General features: G+C 60.7%; 18 protein-coding genes. 4 read left to right on the top strand and 14 right to left on the bottom strand.

Features of this window, described 5'->3' with window-relative positions:
- Positions 1 to 15: 15 nt before the first annotated feature.
- From atpB to I1M21_RS05740, 13 genes are all read right to left on the bottom strand, one after another.
- Positions 16 to 819, bottom strand: coding sequence for a F0F1 ATP synthase subunit A (gene atpB, locus I1M21_RS05800; protein ID WP_022094263.1), 804 nt, complete (start codon positions 817 to 819; stop codon positions 16 to 18).
- Positions 820 to 822: 3 nt separating this feature from the next.
- Positions 823 to 1,134 carry a hypothetical protein gene (locus I1M21_RS05795; RefSeq protein ID WP_118376864.1) on the bottom strand — a complete coding sequence of 104 codons (312 nt, stop codon included), beginning with the start codon at positions 1,132 to 1,134 and terminating at the stop codon, positions 823 to 825.
- A gap of 281 nt (positions 1,135 to 1,415) precedes the next feature.
- Positions 1,416 to 2,063 (bottom strand): uracil phosphoribosyltransferase, encoded by a 648-nt coding sequence (gene upp / locus I1M21_RS05790; RefSeq protein ID WP_118376863.1) that lies wholly within the window; start codon positions 2,061 to 2,063, stop codon positions 1,416 to 1,418.
- A 122-nt stretch (positions 2,064 to 2,185) separates the two neighbouring features.
- Entirely contained in the window at positions 2,186 to 3,727 is a 1,542-nt protein-coding gene (gene glpK, locus I1M21_RS05785) for a glycerol kinase GlpK (RefSeq protein ID WP_195192804.1), read from the bottom strand.
- 13 nt (positions 3,728 to 3,740) lie between these two features.
- Positions 3,741 to 4,484, bottom strand: coding sequence for an L-threonylcarbamoyladenylate synthase (locus I1M21_RS05780; protein WP_195192803.1), 744 nt, complete (start codon positions 4,482 to 4,484; stop codon positions 3,741 to 3,743).
- Between the two features lie 148 nt (positions 4,485 to 4,632).
- Complete coding sequence (locus tag I1M21_RS05775; RefSeq protein ID WP_006235701.1) at positions 4,633 to 4,935, bottom strand: helix-turn-helix domain-containing protein; 303 nt, start codon at positions 4,933 to 4,935, stop codon at positions 4,633 to 4,635.
- A complete protein-coding gene (locus I1M21_RS05770) occupies positions 4,922 to 5,317 on the bottom strand; it encodes a type II toxin-antitoxin system RelE/ParE family toxin (protein ID WP_195192802.1) in 396 nt (131 codons plus the stop codon). The genes I1M21_RS05775 and I1M21_RS05770 overlap by 14 nt, the downstream gene beginning before the upstream one ends.
- Positions 5,318 to 5,392: 75 nt before the next feature.
- Complete coding sequence (locus tag I1M21_RS05765) at positions 5,393 to 6,667, bottom strand: N5-glutamine methyltransferase family protein (protein WP_022094269.1); 1,275 nt, start codon at positions 6,665 to 6,667, stop codon at positions 5,393 to 5,395.
- A gap of 637 nt (positions 6,668 to 7,304) precedes the next feature.
- Complete coding sequence (gene prfA, locus I1M21_RS05760) at positions 7,305 to 8,372, bottom strand: peptide chain release factor 1 (RefSeq protein WP_195192801.1); 1,068 nt, start codon at positions 8,370 to 8,372, stop codon at positions 7,305 to 7,307.
- A 248-nt stretch (positions 8,373 to 8,620) separates the two neighbouring features.
- Positions 8,621 to 10,036, bottom strand: a complete 1,416-nt coding sequence (locus tag I1M21_RS05755; RefSeq protein ID WP_195192800.1) for a M20/M25/M40 family metallo-hydrolase — start codon at positions 10,034 to 10,036, stop codon at positions 8,621 to 8,623.
- A gap of 72 nt (positions 10,037 to 10,108) precedes the next feature.
- Positions 10,109 to 10,891: an amino acid ABC transporter ATP-binding protein gene (locus tag I1M21_RS05750; protein ID WP_195192799.1), complete on the bottom strand. Its 783-nt coding sequence runs from the start codon at positions 10,889 to 10,891 to the stop codon at positions 10,109 to 10,111.
- Positions 10,892 to 10,913: 22 nt separating this feature from the next.
- On the bottom strand, positions 10,914 to 12,062 hold the full coding sequence (locus I1M21_RS05745) for an amino acid ABC transporter permease (protein WP_195192798.1): 1,149 nt from the start codon (positions 12,060 to 12,062) through the stop codon (positions 10,914 to 10,916).
- Between the two features lie 9 nt (positions 12,063 to 12,071).
- A complete protein-coding gene (locus I1M21_RS05740; protein WP_195192797.1) occupies positions 12,072 to 12,998 on the bottom strand; it encodes a transporter substrate-binding domain-containing protein in 927 nt (308 codons plus the stop codon).
- A gap of 333 nt (positions 12,999 to 13,331) precedes the next feature.
- Between I1M21_RS05740 and I1M21_RS05735 the strand changes: the two genes are divergently transcribed.
- The 4 genes from I1M21_RS05735 (at position 13,332) to I1M21_RS05720 (ending at position 15,564) form a co-directional block, all read left to right on the top strand.
- Complete coding sequence (locus I1M21_RS05735; protein ID WP_324248730.1) at positions 13,332 to 13,760, top strand: type II toxin-antitoxin system RelE/ParE family toxin; 429 nt, start codon at positions 13,332 to 13,334, stop codon at positions 13,758 to 13,760.
- Complete coding sequence (locus I1M21_RS05730) at positions 13,744 to 14,028, top strand: HigA family addiction module antitoxin (RefSeq protein ID WP_195192795.1); 285 nt, start codon at positions 13,744 to 13,746, stop codon at positions 14,026 to 14,028. Before I1M21_RS05735 ends, I1M21_RS05730 begins: the two co-directional genes overlap by 17 nt.
- Before the next feature lie 357 nt (positions 14,029 to 14,385).
- Positions 14,386 to 14,667: a DUF4143 domain-containing protein gene (locus tag I1M21_RS05725; RefSeq protein WP_195192794.1), complete on the top strand. Its 282-nt coding sequence runs from the start codon at positions 14,386 to 14,388 to the stop codon at positions 14,665 to 14,667.
- 384 nt (positions 14,668 to 15,051) lie between these two features.
- Positions 15,052 to 15,564: a helix-turn-helix domain-containing protein gene (locus tag I1M21_RS05720; protein ID WP_195192793.1), complete on the top strand. Its 513-nt coding sequence runs from the start codon at positions 15,052 to 15,054 to the stop codon at positions 15,562 to 15,564.
- A 363-nt stretch (positions 15,565 to 15,927) separates the two neighbouring features.
- On the opposite strand, the gene I1M21_RS05715 is transcribed toward I1M21_RS05720, so the two are convergent.
- A partial coding sequence (locus I1M21_RS05715; protein ID WP_195192792.1) for a Spy0128 family protein occupies positions 15,928 to 18,805 on the bottom strand: 2,878 nt, incomplete at its 5' end.

Below are 18,805 nucleotides of genomic sequence, written 5' to 3'. Positions count from 1 at the left end.
GGCGCGAACGGAAGATTACTCCTCCTCCGCGACCTCCTCTGCCTCGGAGACATACACGGCGGTAAGGACCGTGAAGACGTAAGCCTGGATGGCGCCGACCACAAGCTCGATCGCATAGATCAGGATGAGGATGGCAAGCCAGGCCAGCGAAGGCAGGGCGCCGACGGCGTGGGCCGCGGAAACCTGCTGAAGCAGCGGTTGCATGAACATGCTCGCCATGATGGCGAACGATCCCATGACCACGTGTCCTGCGAACATGTTGCAGAACAGACGGACGGCGAGCGTGATGAGGCGCAGGAAGGTCGAGAAGAGCTCGACGACCCACACGAGCACGTTCATCGGGAAGCTCACGCCCTGCGGGGCGAGGCTCTTGATGTAGCCGATCACGCCGTGAGCCTTGCATCCGTAGTAGATGAAGTACACGAAGGCGAAGATGGCGAGCGCGGCGGTGGAGCCGATTGCGCCGGTGCCGGGCTTCATTCCCGGGATCAGGCCGATCATGTTATTGATCAGGATGAACAGGAAAAGCGAGCACAGGAACGGGAAGTGCTTCTTCCAGTTCTCACCCACGACGCCCTTGCCGATATCGTTCTCGACGTACTCGATGATGTACTCGAAACCGTTGACGAAGAAGCCCTTGGGAACCAGGGTCTGCTTCTTCTTGAACACGGCCAGGACGATCAGGAGCACGATCGTGGAGACGATCAGCCAAAACGAGTACTGCGTGATGCCGCAGCTCAGATCGCCCACGACAGGGGTGGAGCTGAACTCGCTGACCAGATGATTAATCTCATCAGGCAGCTTTTCAAAAATTTCCACGACTTACCTTTCGACCTCATGAGGATCTCGCAGCGCCTTGGCGACGCGAACCGTGCAGGCGGCCATAAAGGCCACGAAGCCGATCGCCTCGCCCAGGAGGAACATGCGAAATGCCTCTCCGAACAACGCAAACACAACCAAGGTAAAGACGAGCAGGGCGACTGCCGAGACCGCCAGGCTCACCATGCCCTTGAGCATGTCCGCATTCTGTTTATCGTCAAGAACCGGCTTGAGCGTAAAAACAAAGGGAAGGAAGGCAATTGCGCCCGCGATGGCGCCTGCAACGATAGCGAGCAGATCGGCTATCTGAAACACTGGCGTCCTCACTTTCCTTTTTTAACGCCTCACAGCACAGTCCCAGCCAAACATTGGTGACTATTGTACGAGCCAATCGCTAAAGTACAACCGTAAAACAAACGGTTAATACGCACCTGTACGTTTTCTTAAGGCCTTCTTTATGCCGCAGGTACGGTAATACGTTTTTTCGAACCCCTCAGCGCAAAACGTCCGTTAACAGAAGTGCGCGTGGACGACTTTTGCTCGCCCGCGCGCACCATTTCTTCGTATTTTCGACGTTAGCCGGTATGGCCCAGAGATTACAGCGTGCCGTAGATGCGGTCTCCGGCGTCGCCCAGGCCGGGAACGATGTAGGCGGCCTCGTTGAGATGGTCGTCGATGGCACACGTATAAATATGTACGTCGGGGTCCTTTTCGGTCAGCGACTTGAGGCCCTCGGGCGCGGCGACGATACACAGCATGCGGATATCCTTGACACCGCGCTCGCGCAGGTAGCTGATGGCCATCTCGGCCGAACCGCCCGTGGCGAGCATGGGGTCGACAACCAGGCAGATGCGCTGGTCGATATCCTTGGGCATCTTGCAGTAATACTCATGCGGCTCGTGAGTAACCTCGTCGCGCTCCATACCGATGTGGCCCACGCGAGCGGAGGGTACCAAGTCGAGGATGCCATCGACCATGCCAAGGCCTGCGCGCAGGATGGGAACGATGGCGAGCTTCTTGCCGGCAAGCTGCTTAAACGTTGCGGTGGTGATGGGGGTCTCGACCTCGACGTCTTCCATGGGCAGGTCGCGCATGGCCTCGTAGCCGTCAAAGAGCGCAAGCTCGCGCACAAGCTGGCGGAACTGGTTGGTGCCAGTGCTCTTGTCGCGCAAGATCGACAGCTTGTGCTGGACGAGTGGGTGATCGACAAGGGTCACACGGGACGTATCGTAGGTGACGGTCATGGGTTGATGCCCCTTTCATTGCGGCCGGAAGATGGCCTTGCTGACAAGACGCATGGCGACGTTGTTGTCGCGCGCCGTGCATAAGTTTAACGGTTTGTTGTATCGAGCAGCTCGTCGCAACCCTACTGAGCGGTGTTGAGCGAACGCTTGACGGCATCACGCCAACCAGCGAGGTTGCTCTCACGGCGCTCGGCGGACATGTGAGGATGGAAGACTTTGACGATCTGAGCGTTTTGCTCCAGCTCCTCCAAATCCTCCCAATAGCCGACAGCAAGGCCCGCCAAGTACGCGGCGCCGATCGCCGTGGTCTCCACCGTCTCGCACTGCAGCACGGGGATATCCAGCAGATCGGCCTGGAATTGCATGATGAACTCGTTGCGCGAGGCACCGCCATCGACGGACAGGCGCTCAATCGAAAGTCCCACGTCCTGCTCCATGGCGCGCAGCACGTCATAGCTCTGGTAGGCCATGGACTCGCAAGCCGCACGCACAATGGTCGCGCGACTCGAGGCGCCGGTCAGGCCGCACACGATACCGCGAGCATGCGGGTCCCACCAGGGAGCGCCCAGGCCTGCGAAGGCGGGAACGAAGTAGCAGCCCTCGTTGTCGTTAATCGAAGTGGCGAGTTGCGCGGACTCGCTCACGCTCGAGATGATGCCCATGTTGTTGCGCAGCCAGTTCATGGTTGAGCCGGCGGCAAAGATAGAACCCTCGAGCGCATAGCTGATCTTGCCGTCCGCGGCGATACCGATCGTGGAGACCAAACCGTTCTTGGATTCGACGATCTCGTCGCCGGTGTTCATGAGCATAAAGCAGCCCGTGCCATAGGTGTTTTTGGTCTGGCCGGGATGGAAGCAGCAGTGGCCGAACAGCGACGCCTGCTGGTCGCCCGCCACGCCCATGATGGGTGGCATGTTGGTCATGATGTCGCTCGCAACGCGGCCGTAGTCGCCCGAGCTCCAACGAACCTCGGGCATCATGGAACGCGGGACGTCGAAAAGCGCCAGCAGATCGTCGTCCCAATCGAGCGTATGGATATTAAAGAGCGCGGTGCGGCTGGCATTGGTGTAGTCGGTGGCAAAGACCTGACCGCCGGTGAGGTTGTAGATGAGCCAGGTGTCGATGGTGCCGAACATGAGGTCGCCCGCCGCCGCGCTCTCACGCGCACCATCGACGTTGTCGAGGATCCACTGCACCTTGGAGGCCGAGAAATACGGATCGAGCGTGAGTCCCGTGCGGGAGCGCACCAGTTCTTCTGCGCCCTGCTCGACCAGATCGTCGATCAGAGGTGCGGTGCGACGGCATTGCCACACGATGGCGTTATAGATGGGTTGGCCGCTTATGCGGTCCCACACCACCGTGGTCTCGCGCTGGTTGGAGATACCGATGGCGGCGATGCGGTCAGAATGGATGCCGCTCTTAAACTGGACCTCCATCATCACGCCGATCTGGCTGGCAAGCACCTCCGTGGGATCCTGCTCCACCCAGCCGGGGCGCGGGAAGCTGGTTTTGACGCTACGGCGCGCCTGGGCGACGATGCAGCCGTACTCGTCGACGATGGTCGCGAGTACCGAGGTGGTGCCGCAGTCGAGCGCCATGATGTAGGAACCGCCAAAGCTAAACGAGGCGTCTTCCATACCCAGGCTACCTAGATTCAACGACATCGCTTACACCTTTCTATTGCATCGGGTCGGACAGGACCCGTTCGATCTCTGATGCGGGAAGCGCGCCTTGGCGCAGGATCCGGAGCTCGCCGTGCTGAAACGACGCGATGGTTGAGGCGTCGCGACACGGGGTCTCACCGGCGTCGACAGCCACATCGACCCCCTCCAGGATGCGCTCCTCCACCGTGACAAAACTTGCCGGCGCGGGCGCGCCATGCGTGTTGGCGCTGGTGCAGGCAAGAGGGCTGCCGCAGGTGCGGATGAGCGCTTGCACCACGGGCGAGGCCGAAGCGCGAAGTGCCACCGTGTCGTCGGCGGCGCGCATAAAGGTCGGCACGCAGGGGGCCGCCTTGACCACGATAGTCAGGGCGCCCGGCCAGCATCGTCGGGCGAGCACGCGGGCCTCATTGGGAATATCCACGCCATAGCGGTCGAGTGCCTCGGCATCATCGACCAGCCAGGCAACCGTTTGGGTGAGCTCGCGCTGCTTGAGAGTAAAGATACGACGATAGCCGGTACCGAGTGCAGGGACCGCGGCGCCGTTGACGGTGGCCTGCGGATCGCGCGGCCACGGCAGAGGCTCACTTGTATCTTGTGGAACGGCATCCGAGAAAGCGTTGACCGCCACGGCGACACCGTAGACCGTCTCGGTTGGAATAAGCGCCAGGCCGCCGCGACCGAGTAGCTCGGCCGTGCGCTCGACTGCAAGCCGATGCGGCTCGCGCGCTCCCTCGTATACCCGATAGACCGTCTGCATGTGTATGCCAGCCCCTTACGCTCTGGTGCAAGTTTGTTTACTGTGGGGCATTCTCGCACGAAACGTTCAACCTATTTGCCCAGAGCGCATGTTGGTTTGGTGAGCGGCTCTAGTAGTCGGTGAAAGTGAGGGGGTTAATTGAAGATTTTTAGCGAGCAAGCGTAACGGTGCGATCGGGAAACTCGATGCTTGCAACCAGTTTTCCGCCGAGGCTCTCTGCGTACCTGCTCAGCGTGTCGAGCCTCATCGAACCCAACTCCCCACGCTCGAGCTCGGATACACGTTTTTGAGAAACGCCCATCGACTGGGCGACCGACGCCTGTGTTAGATCTTTTAACCTGCGAATCTGAGCAAGCTTATAGGCTTCGATACGATCGCGAGTCCTCTCCTGCTCGGCGGTAATGGAGTCGCGTGTTATCCCGCGAGATTCCATATACTCATGCAATTCCATCTCGATCGAGCCTCCTTACGTGGCGACGGTATATTTGCTCGGCCCTTGGAATGTTGATCGCATACCAACCGTTCCATTTTGCCCTTGACGATCCCGCTCGCGACTTATCACCCGCCAATAGCAATACCGCCTGGCGCTTGGGGTCAAAGGCGAAGAGGATGCGAATCACCTGCCCACCACACGACGTCACTCTCAACTCCTTTAAATGATGAAGCTTCGAGCCCTTTACGCGGTCAACCAGCGGACGACCAAGGCTGGGACCTTCCTTCTCGAGCACCAAAAGGTCTGCATAAATCTGCTTCAGCGTAGCTTCATCCTGCTCATCAAGCCAAGGTTCAATGTAATCAAGCACGATACGGTACCGATGCAGCTGATTTGACATACCTTTCTCCTTCTATAGTAGAAGTTTTACGGTATATTGCAAGGACAAACTTGCGCAAATGTCTATTTATTCAGCTTAAATACGCTGTTTGGGCTCGGTGACGATGGCTCGAACGATGCGGGGACGATCGGTGAGGTCGTGGACGATACGCACGTCCGAAAGGCCTGCTTGACGACAGAGCTCGGCCGCGGCGTCGAGCGCGCCCTCGTAGAGCTCGCAGGCAAACAGGCCGCCGGCACGCAGCATGTAGGGCGCCGCGTTGAGCAGGCGGCGGAAGATATCGAGACCGTCGGCACCGCCCTCGAGCGCCAGATCGGGCTCAAAGTCCTTGACCTCATGCGGCAGCGAGCGCATGACATCGGTGGGGATGTAGGGCGGGTTGGAGACGAGTACGTCAAAGGTGCCCCACTCTTCGCGGGGAATGGAGCTCACCAGGTTTGTGAGGCTGAAGGCGACCTCGTCGGACGTGAGGCCAAGCGCATCGCGGTTTTTGGTAGCAAGGTCGATGGCGCGCGGCTCGATATCGGTAGCAGTGCAGGTAACGTGCCCGCGGCGCTCCCAGGCAAGGGAGAGCGAAATGCAGCCCGTGCCGCAGCCGACCTCGAGAACGCGGGCAGTGCGGGGCTCGGCTGGGGCAGATACGTTGGCCTCGGCGGCATCTTGCGCGGGAGTCGCCTGTTGGTCGTTGTCCTCAATGGCGATGCCGTATTCGTCGAGCTCGGGCTCGGGGGTTTCCATGGCCTCTGCTTCTGCCGCTTCGGCTTCTGCTGCCTGCGCGGCGGCTTCCTCGGCCTCGCGGTCGGCCAGTTCCTCGGCATAGGCGCGGCTACCGAGCACGTCGCTACCCAGCGCAGCCTCATCGGCGGCCGTCAGGTTGGCGGCACGGCGCTCGGCGGCCGCGCGTTCGTCAGCCAGCGCCGCCTCGGCTTTGCGGGCCTGCTCGACCTCATCGTTCCAAGGCAGCTCCACGCGCTGGCGGGCAGCGGCCTCGGGGCTCAGCACCTCGGCATCCAGATAGTTCAGAACTTCTTCGACGAGCATCTCGGTCTCGGGGCGCGGGATGAGCACACCGGGGGCGCACGCGACGTCGATCATGCGAAACTGCGTGCTACCGGTGATGTACTGCAGCGGCTCGCCCTTCGCGCGACGGACGACCGCCGCGTGCATGGTCTCGAGCTGCGCTGCGTCGAGCGTCTCGTCCATGCGCATATATAAGTCGATACGCGCCAGACCCGTAGCTGCGCACAGCAGCCACTCGGCAGAAAGACGGGGGTGCTCCTCGCCGCGCTCGGCCAGGTACTCCTTGGTCCACTCGAGACAACGCTTGATGGTCCAAATCTCGTTTGCCATGGGGCCCTCCCCTCTTAAGCGCCGGACGGCGCGCGAATGTCGGAGCAGATTGTACGCGAGGCCAGCGCTTGGCAAGGGACGATTGAAGGCAATTATCGAGAATCAGCCCAGAATTTTGCTTGGAACCCATCTGAAGTGCCCATTCGTCGACGTCTAAATCTGCATCCGTCAAGCTTTTGGCAAGGTTGACCCAAAACTGACCAATATCTAACCAAGAACTTGCCACATCGCTTGACGCGCGACGCATCAAAAAATGCACCGCGTCTTCTTGGACGATTATTCGAGCAATATTTTCAATAGCAGATGAAGGCTGTTAATTACTTTGAACAGGTAGGCAGCTTAATTTCTAACAAAACAGATTAAATAAACTCGAAAAGTAATTTACCCAACCTAGTCATTTAAGAACGTCCCCAATGACTACCTCTAAGGCGCCGCAGGTTGAGCATACCGCATCCGGAGCAAGGCAACGCCGCAGGTAGAGGACGGACAGCGAGCGACGTCCAGAGCGAACAAGTTGGCATGAAAAAGGCAAGGCATAGACCTTCTGGTCATGCCTTGCCTTTTGAATGACAAATTGTCGCTCTGGGCGGCGCGCAGCGTCAAGCCGTTACGCGGTTTGGCAAAACCGCGTAACCCACTAAACAGCCTGTGCCAGCTTCTCGGCTCGCTCGGCGGCGGCGAGCGCCTCGATGACGATGCCGAGCTGATCGCCCAGAAGGACGCCGTTGTAGGTGGAGTTGAAACCGATGCGGTGATCGGTCACGCGGTCCTGGGGCTGGTTATAGGTACGGATCTTCTCGGAACGGTTGCCGTGGCCGATCTGGCTCTGGCGCTCGGCACCGAGCTCTGCCTGCTGCTTCTCGAGCTCCATCTCGTACAGACGAGCGCGCAGCATCTGCATGCAGACTTCGCGGTTCTGAATCTGGGAGCGCTGTTCCTGCGACTGCACCACGGTGTTGGTGGGCAGGTGGGTGATGCGCACGGCAGAATAAGTGGTGTTAACGCACTGACCGCCAGGGCCGGAGGCGCAGTAGGTGTCAATGCGCAGGTCGGACTGGTTGATCTGGACGTCGATCTCCTCGGCCTCGGGAAGCACGGCGACAGTTGCCGTGGAGGTCTGGATACGGCCCTGGGACTCGGTCTTGGGAACGCGCTGGACGCGGTGCACGCCGGACTCGAACTTCATGACGGAGTAGACGCGGTCGCCCTCGACCTTGAACTCAATGGACTTAAAGCCGCCGGCCTCGCTGGGGCTGGAATCGAGCACGGTAGTCTTCCAGCCACGCGACTCGCAAAAGCGCTGGTACATTTTGTAGAGGTCGCCGGCAAAGATGGCCGCCTCGTCGCCACCGGCGGCGGAGCGAATCTCGACGATGGTGTTCTTGTCGTCGTTGGGGTCGCTCGGGATGAGCATGTACTTGATGTCTTCCTCGAGCTGGGGGAGCTTGGCCTCGTTTTCGGAGATGTCCATCTGGAGCATCTCCTTCTCATCGGCATCGGTGGTATCGTGCAGCATTTCCTTGGCAGCCTCGATGTCATCGAGCGCGCCGATGTACTCGCGCGAGGCGGCGATGAGGTCGGACTGGTGCGCGTACTCCTTGTTGAGACGCGTGAACTCCTTGATATCGGAGGCGACGGCCGGGTCGGAAAGCTTCTTCTCGAGCTCCTCGTAGGCCTTGATGATCTTTTCGAGCTTGTCGCGCATGGCGGGACTCCTTTATATGCGTGAAGGTGAAAATCGGCAGAGTTGATGGGGCGCGGGGCGCCGCTGCGGGGGTAAGCCCGGCTAGAACATGTCGATCTTCAGATACATGCGCATCCCTTCGCGTATGGGGTACATAATTGCGGTCTAACCCATACATGATAGCGTGCGCAGGCAAACCTGCATATAACCCGCACGGAATGAGTGGACGTCCCCAACGGCTAACAAAGGGACTATCGCCTTGTCGCATTCTAGAGCGTTTGGAGTAGAGCGACGAGGAAGCGAATGCCCTGGAGGTAGGCGCGGCGGGTGATGCGCTCGTTGGTGCCGTGGACGCCGCGATCACACTCGTCGTCATCAACCACAAAGGCCGAGAAGCGAATGCACTCAGGGCAAATGTGCTGGTAGTTGGCTGCGTCGGTCGCACCGATCACGGTCGAGGGCACAATTGCCACTGGCTCGAATGATCCGTTTTCATCCGTCCCCTTTGGATCACGGAAGTAGCGGGCGGCAATGGCGCGAACGGCCTCGAGTCCCGGTCCACCGACACGCGGGGACGGCGAGGGCTCAGAGCTGCCGGGGCCGAGTTCGACCTCCACACGTCCGACAAGGCCCGCCGCGGCAACCGCCTCGCGGCAGCGCGCCACAACGTCGGCCACGCTCGTGCCCTCGAGCATGCGGAAGTTGATATTGGCCCACATATCCTGCGGCATTACGTTGGCGCCGGTGCTGCCGCCCTCGATTTGGGTCGGTGCACAGGTGGTGGTCACGAGCGGATAGAGCTTTTTGCTGGCGAGGCAATCGCGGACAATGGCATCCTTGTTGATGGCAATCTCATCCGCCGTGTAGAGCCCCAGCTCGACGAGCTGTGCGGCAAGCAGGCCCGTGACGCGCGTCGGCCACTCGGTATCGCAGATTGCGGTGATGGCACGGCTGAGCACCTCGAGTGAAGTGCCACCGTAGGGGTTGGAGGAATGCCCACCCTCACTCTTCGTCTTGAGCACGATATCGGCGTAGCCCTTCTCGGCAAGGTCAGCGTGCATGAGCCAGTCCTCGCCCGCGCCGTACTCGGCAGCCGAAACGATGCGGTAGTCACCCTCATCGATCAGGTATTCAAGTTCAATGCCGCGCTCCTCGAGCACGCGGCCAATGGCGCCTGCGCCGTACTGCGTAGTCTCCTCGTCCTGGCCAAAGGCCAGGAGCAGCGTGCGCTCGTGCTGCCAACCGTGCGCCAGCGCATACTCAACCGCCTCGAGAATGCCTGCGACCTGGTCTTTCATATCGATGGCGCCGCGACCCCAAATGTAGGTGTCGTCCACATGTCCGCTAAAGGGGGCATGCGTCCAATCGTCCTCGGTGCCCGGCACCACGGGGACCACGTCCATGTGACCCATGAGCAAAACGGGCTTGAGTGCGGGGTCGGAGCCGGAAAGCGTCACCAGCAACGAATGATCGATGAGCTCGGCCTTACCCGCCGCAAATACATTCGGCCAAGCCTGCTGCATATACGCGCGCAGGTCGTCGAACGGCTGCCAGTCCACCGCCTCGGCATCCATACTCGAAATGGTCGGAAACGACAGCACACGGCCCAGGCGCTCGCATGCGCCGGCCTTGTCCAAATCGGCAAAATCATCCTCATGCGCAAAGAAGCGCCAAACCTCGGCCATGACATCCTTTCGATTGTGATGACGAGGGCCGCCCCACCGGAGCGGCCCTGCCACGTACGCGTTTGCGGTCGGTTATTTGTCCTCGAGATAACGCGAGAGGAACTCGCGGGTGCGCTGGTGCTTAGGGTTGCCGAAGAGCTCGACCGGCGCGGCATCCTCGAGCACCACGCCCTTGTCCATGAAGACCACGCGGTCGGACACCGTGCGGGCAAAGGCCATCTCGTGCGTGACGACGACCATAGTCATGCCGTCGGCAGCGAGCTTGCGCATGACCTCGAGCACCTCGCCCACGATCTCGGGGTCGAGTGCGGAGGTCGGCTCGTCGAACAGCATGATCTGCGGGTTCATGCATAGAGCACGAGCGATGGCCACGCGCTGCTTTTGACCACCGGACAGGCGACCCACGGCGGCGTGCGCGAATTTTTCGAGTCCCACACTCGTCAGATGCTCCATCGCAATTTTTTCAGCCTCGGCCTTGCTCATCTTTTTGAGCGTGACGGGCGCGAGCGTGCAGTTGTCGAGCACATCCATGTTGTTGAACAGGTTAAAGCCCTGGAACACCATGCCGATGTCCTCGCGCAGCTTGTTGATGTTGCAGCGCTCGGCCGTGAGGTCCTGGCCGTGGAACCAGATGTGGCCCGTGTCCGGAGTCTCGAGCAGGTTGAGGCAACGCAGCAGTGTCGACTTACCCGAGCCCGAGGCGCCGATGATGGTGACGACCTCGCCGGGGTTAACGGCCAGGTCGATGCCCTTGAGCACCTCGAGCGAGCCAAAGCTCTTGTGCAGGCCCTCAACGCGGATGAGCGGCTCTTTGGTTTGCGCGGCCGCAACGCCGGTAGTGGCGGTATCTGCCATGATGAATCTCCTCGTCTTGCGCCTAGTTGGAGCTTGGCAGCGTGGCCGGAGCCTCGGCGCCGAGCTTTTTGCCAAAGGCCTCGAGCAGGCGGCTCGCCACGAGCGTCAGGATCAGGTAGACCACGAGCGCCACGCAGTAGACCTCCATCTGGCGGTAGTACACGCCGGCGACGGTGGTAGTGGCGTACATGAGGTCGAACACGCCGATGACCGAAAGCACTGACGAGTCCTTGATGTTGATGATGAGCTCGTTGGTGAGCGCAGGGATCGCGTTCTTAATGCCCTGCGGGAACACGACCTTGCGCATGGCCTGCCATTGCGACAGACCCAGCGAGCGCGCCGCCTCGGCCTGGCCGGGGTCGATGGACTCGATGCCGCCGCGCAGGACCTCCATCATATAGGCGGTGGAGTTGAGCGAAATGGTGACGAGACCCGCGGTAAAGGTGCTCCAGATCTGGTTGGCCTGCGCCGTCTCGAAGCCCATGCCGCGCAGAACGGTAAAGCCCGCGTAGTAGATGAGCAGGCCCTGCACCATCATGGGCGTGCCACGCACGATGGTGGAGTAGACGGTCGCAAAGCCTCGGCCAATGCTCTTAAAGAAGCGCGTGAGGTCATTGTCCACGCGATCGAACGTCTGGATACGCAGGAACACCAGCAACAGCGCCAGGAAGAATGCGATGACGGTGCCGAAGGTGGCAAGCGCGATGGTGATCTGAATGCCGCGGATAAAGAAGTCGCCACTCTTGTAGGTCATGTAGACCAGACTCGACAGAAAGTCGCTGGGATTGGAGTCCGAGACAATGCTCACCCGCACCAGATCGATAAACGACATAACGCAGCGGTCGATAAAGAAGATCGCCGCGATGGCAACCACGGCGTAGCTGCCCATACGCGCGCCGCGGCGGAAGCGATCGGACGCGAACGGCGACTTCTCGCGATAGTCGTTCCAATGCATGAGCTTGGTGACGAGTGCCGCCGCCGACACGACGATCCAAGCCCACAGGATCGCCCAGAGGCAATCCTGGAACACGCCCGTGGGTGCCAAAAAGCTCAGCGGCGTGGGGTTGCGCTGGCTCGCGGCCAGGCCGAGTGCCGCGATAACGCTCGTGCCCAAGTAGACATAACGGTGGTCGGCCTTGATAAAGGAGGCCAGGCGATTGATGGTCTTCACGCTGCCTCCCTATGCCGGCTGACGGTCGAGGCACGCGTCCCACATCTGGTCGCGCTCCTCCTGGCTAATGCCCTTGAGGGCCTTGTCAATAAGCTTGAGGAGCTTCTTTGAGCCCTTGCGGCAGCCGACGTTTGCCGCGACCTCCTGCTTAAAGCCCTCGCCTTCGGCAAAATGAATGGGAACGATACCGGGATTTTGGGCCATATAGCCCTTCTCGTTCTCGGTGTTGTACGTCACGGCGTCGCAGGTGCCCTGCAGCAGGTTCGAGAACACCGTAGGGACGGAATCGACCGGGTTTTTGTGCACGACGCCCGGGATCTCGTCGATGACGGTATCGAGCATGGTGTCTTTTTGGCCTAGAACCGTGGCGCCGCTAAAATCGCTGAGCTTGGTGGCGTTTTGGTAGGGCGAGCCCTCTTTTACGAACAGGCCAAAGTAGCCGATGAAGTAGGGGTCGGAGAAGCCGACCGACTCCTCGCGCTCGGGCGTGGCGCTCATGCCGGCGATGATGAGGTCGATCTGGCCGTTGTTGAGCGAATCGATAAGACCCGAGAAACTCTGCTTAACGGCGACGGGCTCGCCGCCGAGGGCCTTGCAGACGACCTTGGCGATCTGCACGTCGTAGCCGTCGGCATAGGCGCCCTGCACGTTATCGATGGGGATGGTGAACTCGCTGGCCTCGGAAACCTGCCAGTTGTACGGGGCGTAGGCGGCCTCCATGCCAATGCGGATCTTGTCCTTGCCAATCACGGAATCGGACAGATCGTCGCGACCGCCGCCCGTCGTGGGCTGGACCACCTTAAGCGTGGACGGACGCTGGCAGCCGGCGAGCGCGCCGGCGACGACGGTAGCGCTCGCGGCAAGAGCACTACCTAGGAAGATGCGACGGCTGCACACCGGTTGGGGCCGCGCGTCACGCTGTTGTCGAGGTTGCATCTGGTGCCTCCCCTGTGTCGTATCTGTTCGGATAAGGAAAACAGAATAACAGGATAGTGCAGTGATGGCAGCGATGCAGCGTACGGAGAAGATTTAACGGAGCGATTGGTGCAAGGTGGTCGTTGGGAACGTTCTTAAACGACTAGCCGTCGGGGACAGTCTTCAGCTGCCAGACGAGAAGGACTGTCCACAAGTGCCGGCAGGAAAGGAACGTCCCTAAGTGCCGAGAGAGTGTCCCTTTTGACTAGTCGTTAAAGAACGCCCCTGATGACTAATAGCTTTTGAGCCCGGGGGGATCACGTCAGGGTTGTCCAATTCATCATAAATACGAACATGTGTTTGTGTTTCTCCCCGTTTGGCGTTACACTCGAAATAGGAATCATCTTCGATCTAAGGAAACGCAAATACTCTCCCGCCTCTTTGAAACCGCCAGGGAAAGGAGTATACTTCTGCTTAACAGAAGTATCAGACGCTATGAAATTCAAAGACTCCGACATCGAGCTCTTTTGGATAGATCCCGAACGCTTTACTCCTCGTCGCGTTCCGCCAAACTGCCGGAAAGCTCTGTACAGGAAACTCCAGATCCTTGACGCCGCCTGCGATCTTAGGGATCTCCGAATTCCTCCGAATAACAGACTGGAGAAGCTGAAGGGCGACCGGGCGGGACAATACAGCATCAGGGTCAACTCTCAATGGCGTCTCTGTTTTGCTTGGACCAATAAAGGACCCGAGAGGATTGAGTTCTGTGATTACCATCAATAGCTACATCTCCACACCTGGCGAGATACTCGTCGAGGAGTTCCTCGAGCCCATGGGGATCTCTCAATACCGTCTGGCCAAGGCCATCCATAAGCCACAGTCCGCGATTTCGGACATCGTTCACGGTCGTCGCTCCATTACGACCGAAATGGCATGGCTTCTTTCGCAGGCCCTTGGGACCACCCCGGAGTTCTGGCTCAACCTGGAAATGACCTACCAGATCAAGACCTTCGACTCGAGCAAACTGCCGCCCGTAGTGGCCTGCTGCTAGAAAGACCAATCCCTACTTTATCTCGCTTTCCAAGCAGGTGAGACTGTGCCATCGCTTTGGACCACAAAGACTATCTCGCCCTTGCGAAGAACGCTCACGATCACATCCCTATAACGGCGACGCAGCTCAAGGTACACGGCGTCCTCAACGCGATGCCCTACGTCACCTTGATCGCGCCCAAGCAGCCAATAGCGCAAACCAAGGTCGCCCAAGTAGTACTTCTCAAGCGTGTTGAGGCATCCCCTTCCCTGGATATCGTAACGAGGCGCCTCATACAAGAGATGGCTTGCGCGTGGCACGCCAATGTAGCCACCCACGGTGACGGTCGAGATTTTGCGACCAGAAGTCGTGAGATCCTTGGAGATCTTCTGGCGGGACGGCAATAAGAACGAGATCGACCTCCTCGTCCAGCGCGGTCTCAGGGCCGTGAAGGCCGTGGAGATCAAATCCTCCGCCACGTACAAGCCGAAGTACTTCGACGCGCTGGCCGGCATATCGGAGCGCGACCTCGGTCTGGACCCCTCTGCTCGCGCCGTGGTCTACGGCGGGAATGAAAATGCCAAGACGCAGCGCGGCGGGCTCGTGTCGTTTCGGAAGGCATGGGGGCTCTTCTCCAGCGGTGCACCGGGGCACTGCTAGGAGCCGTCCGCAAGGTGGAGAGGGCGCCCTGGCAATATCGAAGGCCGCATCTGAGATGCATTCGCCCAGACGCGGCAAGCCTGCTCCCCTACGCCTCAAACCGATCCGCGACGCGCGCGACCGGGACCGCGTACAGCAGCGCGAGGGCGAACGTCAATATGAGTGTAGGTGAAGGACTGTCCCCAAGTGCCGGCAGGAAAGGAACGTCCCTAAGTGCCGAAAGAGTGTCCCTTTTGACTAGTCGCTAAAGAACGTCCCCGATGACTAAAGACTGGGAGTTCGATGCGATTTCGTCCGCTTTTGCTCCGATGTCGCTTTCCGTTGCTTGCCGCAACGCCTCGTTGCGGGCAACAATTGGCTCAGCAAAGAGGGAAGGAGGAGCCCATGCTGAACGAGAACATCCGCGCGATCCGGAAATCGCGAGGCCTCTCGCAAGAAGAGCTGGCAATAAAGCTGAACGTGGTGCGGCGGACGGTTTCGAAATGGGAGCGCGGGCTTTCGGTTCCCGACTCCGACATGCTCGTCTCGCTGTCGGATACGCTCGATGTGCCCGTTGCGACCCTGCTCGGGGAGGCCGTTTCGGAGCCGGAGGCGGACGCCTTGAGGGCGATCGCCGAGAGGCTCGAGGTCGTCAACCTCCAGCTCGCGCGCAAGCAGCAGCTGAAAAGGAAGGTCCTGTGCGGCGTTTCCGTCGCCGTTTGCGCGGCTATCGCGCTGGCGTTCACATGCGTGGCCGCGCTGGGGAGCCCGTATCTGCAGTGGGACTTCGACGATCCCGAGCTTGCCGTCGCGGGCACCCTCTACCATGGATTCGAATGGGTCTTCGTCAGGGTCGCGCCGGTGCTCTTCTTGGCCGCGATCGTGGCTGCCCTTTTCGTGCGCAAGAAGATGCGCTGATGCTTTTTGAAGCGTGCTGGTGCCGGGCTCTGAAGGCGTTAAGCTGTCTGTTTCCGACGACGGCCCCGGGTTCGGGCTAGCGACTTGACTCTCGGAGGGGAAAACCGTCCTAAGGTAGCCGCTGGGGAGGCTCTTAAACGACCAGCCGTCGGGGACAGCCTTCGCAGCCAGACACCCATGCGCGAGCAGCTCGAGGACGGGCGCTACAGGAAGACCTGGAAGAAGATGGTGGAGCCGGACTACGAGTTCCATCCGGAGCTGGACGTGCAAACGGCGGGTTAGCATAGCCTTCCACCAAAAAGGGCGGGCGGCCGCGCCCTGCGACCACCCGCCCTCAATTAAAGCCCCTCTCGGCCGCCGCAGCTACCGGTTCCGGCGCCGCAGAATCACGCCTGCGGCGATCAGCACCACCGCGCCGCCCGCGATTCCGCCCAGGGCCATCGGCGACAAGCTGGTATCGCCCATCTCCGGCAGACCCGGCTTCTCCTTCTTCAGCACCGGCGGCTTGCTCGGCGGGTTCGTCGGCGGGTTGACCGGCGGGGTGGTCGGCGGCGTGTACGTGTTCTTGAACACTGGCGCCACGTCACCGCCATAGGCTACCGTCGCCACCAGATGGCCCGCGCCGTCGTCCGTCACCGTCACCGTTACCTGGTGTTCGGTCGCGTCGTACGTCACGTTCTTCTGACCGTCGTCCACCTCGGAGATGCTGTAGGTGTACGTCCCGGGCTTGTCGTACGAGATCGCCTCGAAGCCCACCGTGCCGTCCGCCGCGTTCTTGGCGGTCTGCAGCACCTTGCCGTCGGCATCCTTCAGCTGGAAGGAGAACTGCCCTTCCTTCAGGTCTTCGCCGCTCAGCACCTTGGAGGCCCCCAGCTTCACCTCAGTCGCGGCCGGCGCGTAGCTGTTGCTGAATGCCACCGCATCCGCAGCCTTGCCGCCCTTGCTGTAGGCAACCTGCGTCTCCAGCGCGTGCGTCTCCGCATTCTCCGTCACCGTCACCGTCGCGGTAAAGACCGTCGTGTCGTAGGTGACGCCGTTCGCCGTCGCCCCTGCCCGCTCGGACAAGGTGTAGACGTACGTCCCCACCTTGTCCAGCTGCAGCGGCGTAAAGCCGAACGTGCCGTCGGCGCCGTTCTGCACCGTCTGCACCACGTTACCGTCAGAGTCCTTCAGGTCGAAGGAGAACTCACCCTCGGCCAGGTTGCGGCCGGTCAGAGCCTTCGTTCCGGTAATCGTCGCCGTCGTTGCCGTCGGCGTGTAGGTGTTGGTGAAGGTCAGATCCGCAGCCGTCTTGTTCGCCGCCGCGGTCAGCTGACCGCTGCCGTCGTCGGTCACGCTCACCTTCACATCCAACACCGCATCGCTGTAAGTGATGGTGCCATCATGGCCCGCAACCTCCTTCACCTGGTACGCATGCGAACCAGTCGCGGTGTACGAGATGGCCTTAAAGGTAAACGCGTTACCTACGTTCGTGGTCCGGTCGATCTCCTGCCCCGTGGCCACGTCAATCAGCGCGAACGTGAACTCGCCATCGGCGGGCGTCCGCGTGGTGGCCGGGTCGGCATTCTTAAGCACCTTGGTGCCAGAAATCTGGTAGGAGGTCTGTCCCGGCTGGTAGCTGTTCGTAAACGCCATGGTTTCGGGCGAGACGCCGTTCTCGGTACCCTCGCTCGGCTTCACCGTGGAGCTCTTTACCACCAGCTTGCCGTCGTTGTTGTCCTTCACCACGTAGGTCAGGGTGTACGTCTTGCCGGTGTAGGTCACGCCCGGCACGCCCGGCGCGTCGTCCGTCGGCTGCACCTCGCGGACCGTGTAGGTAAAGGTGCCCGCATGGTCGAAGGTCAGCTTGTCGAAGGCAACCATACCGTCGGCATCGTTCTTCTGGGTCTGGATCACCGAGCCGTCAGACCCCATCAGCTCGAAGGCGAAATCTCCCGCCTTTAGCTGATAGCTGCCGTCGTGCACGTTAACGCTCTTGGTGAGGGCGATCGCACCGGAGTCCGTCGCCTGTGCCTCGTAGGCGTTGGTGAAGGTGGGCTTCGTGGCGTCCGTACCGTCGTAGGCGACGCTCGCCTGCAGCGTGCCGGCATTGTCCGCAACCGTCACCACGGCATGGTGCACCGCGGTGTCGTAGTTCACGTAGGCCAGATCGCCCTTCCGCTCAACGATGGTGTACTCGTGCGTGCCCGGCTTCGCGTAGGAGAAGGCGTCGAAGCCGACGCTTCCGTTCGCGTCGTTGGTCGCGGTCCGGACGGGCTTGGCCCCGGCAAGCTGCTCAGCCGTCAGGTTGCCCTCGTACACATCGAAGGTAAACTCGCCGCCCTTGAGTACAATCGGCGTGTTGTCGTCCTTCTTCACGTAACTCTTCTGCGCACCGAGGGCCAGGCCGGTCGCGACCGGCTGGTAGGTGTTGGTGAAGGTCTCCGGGCCGGATGTGCTCGTCACGATCGCCTTCGCATTCAGTGCTCCGTTCCCGCCGTCTGTGACCTTCACCGTGTAGGTGAGCGCATGGGTGTCGTAGACCATGCCCGGCTCCGCGCCCAGCTGCTCCACGATGGTGTAGGTGAAGTCCTTGCTCGCGGCGCCGTCCAAGTCGGAGAGCTGGAACTCGCGCGTGAAGCTGACCTTGCCGTTTGCATCGTTCTTCGCGGTGTCGAGCACGTTGCCGGCGGCATCCTTCAGGTCGAAGGTGAACTCGCCGTCCGCGGGCGCGGTCGCGTGGTCGAAGCCGTCCGCGACCTTGATGGTCTTGGTCGCCGACAGGGTCGCAGAACCCGTCGCGTCGTAGGTGTTGTTGAAGGCGGGCACCGCAGCAGCACCGTCGTAGGTGACGGTCGCCTTCGTGTTGTTGTCACCGTCTTGCTCCACCTTAACGTGGACCTGCACCGTCTTGGAGTCGTAGACCACGCCGTCGACGGTCTGGCCCGCGCTCTCCTCTTTCAGGGTGTAGTCGTACTCGCCCAGGTTCAGGCCCTTGACGGTCAGCTTGACCTTGCCGTCCTGGTGGTTGGTGCCCTTGGCAACCTCGTTGCCGGCCTGGTCGTACAGGCCGAAGGTGAACGCGCCGTCCGTCAGCGCCTTGCCCGCGAGAACTTTCGTGGCCTCGACGGTGACGTCCGCCGTCGGCTTCGTGTTGGTGAAGGTCGGCACGGCCTTCTCACCGTCGTAGGTGGCGACCGCCTTTAGCGTGCCGTTCTTGTTATCAGTGACCCTAACGTGCACGTTCACCGTCTTGCCGTCG

This window comes from Collinsella aerofaciens (assembly GCF_015546965.1).
In the GTDB taxonomy this organism is placed as follows: domain Bacteria; phylum Actinomycetota; class Coriobacteriia; order Coriobacteriales; family Coriobacteriaceae; genus Collinsella; species Collinsella aerofaciens_X.
Note: the sequence above shows the minus strand (reverse complement) of the source record. Positions and strands in the feature narration are given on the sequence as shown.

What these genes read in the sequence shown, in the direction of transcription:
- I1M21_RS05755 (WP_195192800.1), bottom strand. Translation starts at nt 10,036, where the DNA reads ATGGCCGAGGTTTGGCGCTTCTTTGCGCATGAGGATGATTTTGCCGAT.
- I1M21_RS05740 (WP_195192797.1), bottom strand. Translation starts at nt 12,998, where the DNA reads ATGCAACCTCGACAACAGCGTGACGCGCGGCCCCAACCGGTGTGCAGC.
- I1M21_RS05720 (WP_195192793.1), top strand. Translation starts at nt 15,052, where the DNA reads ATGCTGAACGAGAACATCCGCGCGATCCGGAAATCGCGAGGCCTCTCG.
- I1M21_RS05770 (WP_195192802.1), bottom strand. Translation starts at nt 5,317, where the DNA reads ATGTCAAATCAGCTGCATCGGTACCGTATCGTGCTTGATTACATTGAA.
- glpK (WP_195192804.1), bottom strand. Translation starts at nt 3,727, where the DNA reads ATGTCGTTGAATCTAGGTAGCCTGGGTATGGAAGACGCCTCGTTTAGC.
- I1M21_RS05780 (WP_195192803.1), bottom strand. Translation starts at nt 4,484, where the DNA reads ATGCAGACGGTCTATCGGGTATACGAGGGAGCGCGCGAGCCGCATCGG.
- I1M21_RS05775 (WP_006235701.1), bottom strand. Translation starts at nt 4,935, where the DNA reads ATGGAATTGCATGAGTATATGGAATCTCGCGGGATAACACGCGACTCC.
- prfA (WP_195192801.1), bottom strand. Translation starts at nt 8,372, where the DNA reads ATGCGCGACAAGCTCGAAAAGATCATCAAGGCCTACGAGGAGCTCGAG.
- I1M21_RS05750 (WP_195192799.1), bottom strand. Translation starts at nt 10,891, where the DNA reads ATGGCAGATACCGCCACTACCGGCGTTGCGGCCGCGCAAACCAAAGAG.
- I1M21_RS05735 (WP_324248730.1), top strand. Translation starts at nt 13,332, where the DNA reads ATGTGTTTGTGTTTCTCCCCGTTTGGCGTTACACTCGAAATAGGAATC.
- I1M21_RS05765 (WP_022094269.1), bottom strand. Translation starts at nt 6,667, where the DNA reads ATGGCAAACGAGATTTGGACCATCAAGCGTTGTCTCGAGTGGACCAAG.
- upp (WP_118376863.1), bottom strand. Translation starts at nt 2,063, where the DNA reads ATGACCGTCACCTACGATACGTCCCGTGTGACCCTTGTCGATCACCCA.